The organism is Neisseria sp. P0021.S007, from assembly GCF_051956855.1.
Map to the genome: position 1 here is coordinate 1 of NZ_JBQCXA010000193.1, position 972 is coordinate 972.

Annotated in this window: 1 protein-coding gene and 1 pseudogene; both read right to left on the reverse strand. The window is 45.5% G+C overall.

The window, feature by feature from the left end:
• Positions 1-46: 46 nt before the first annotated feature.
• Positions 47-832, reverse strand: coding sequence for a 1-acylglycerol-3-phosphate O-acyltransferase (locus ACTHUR_RS12145; RefSeq protein ID WP_070646792.1), 786 nt, complete (start codon positions 830-832; stop codon positions 47-49).
• A gap of 64 nt (positions 833-896) precedes the next feature.
• A pseudogene (locus ACTHUR_RS12150) lies at positions 897-968 on the reverse strand (zinc finger domain-containing protein); the annotation flags it as partial.
• Positions 969-972 lie beyond the last annotated feature (4 nt).

Sequence of the window (972 nt, forward strand, 5' to 3'; positions counted from 1 at the left end):
CCTCTAAATGAAGGCTATCTGAAATAAAACAAGTGCCTGACTGAAATTATTTTTTAGGTAAGGGCTGAACGGGAGAATCCGAAGCCACAATTTCACCGATGGCTGTTTCCGCAATATCCTTCAAAGCATAGCGGTCTTTATCAGGCATATCTGTCGATTTGTACTGAGGCGAGAAATCCAAGCGGATACAGATTTTCTTCATAGAAACAATGCGCCATAAAGATTGAAGCAGGTTTACCTCCGCATAGGATGGCAGATCCGTCCGTTGTCCTTCGTCATCATAATATCGCAAAGTTACCGCCTGAATCGGCGCTTTCGCATCAATAGCCGATTGGAACAGGGCAGCTTTAAACGGCAAAATACCCAAGCCGGAAGAAGTACGCGCCTCAGGGAAGAAGCTGACATTCTGCCCTGCTTTCAATGCTGCACAAATCGCCTGATTAATCGGCTCGACATCACGGCGGGAATTGCGATTGATAAACACCGTGCCGGCATTTTTACCCATTTTCCCCAAAACCGGCCAACCGCTGATTTCCTGTTTCGCAATAAAACTGCTCGGATAAACGGCGCTCATGGCAAAAATATCCAACCAAGACACATGGTTGGCCACCACCAAAGTACCACTCACATTTCCTTGAGGCGGTACGCCGATTTCCAATTCGATATCCAAAGCATCCAACGCACCTTTTCCCAAAACAACCACAGCATGATTGCGTTCCTCTGCATTGTTGCCATCAATGGCACGCAAATCCCGGCCGGTTCTAAATAACCAAGCTGCCAAACGGCAAAGTCGGCTCAGACGTTTAAAAAAAGGAGCTTTTTGTTTAGACATAAAATTTCTTCTGTATTGTGTTCATTATGTTCAGACGGCCTCTGACATTTAAGGCCGTCTGAAACTATTTCTGGCAATTTGGACAATAAAATGTTCCACGCTGCCCCAAAGTTTCTTTAAAAATCAACCCGCCACATTAG

What these genes read in the sequence shown, in the direction of transcription:
- ACTHUR_RS12145 (WP_070646792.1), bottom strand. Translation starts at nt 832, where the DNA reads ATGTCTAAACAAAAAGCTCCTTTTTTTAAACGTCTGAGCCGACTTTGC.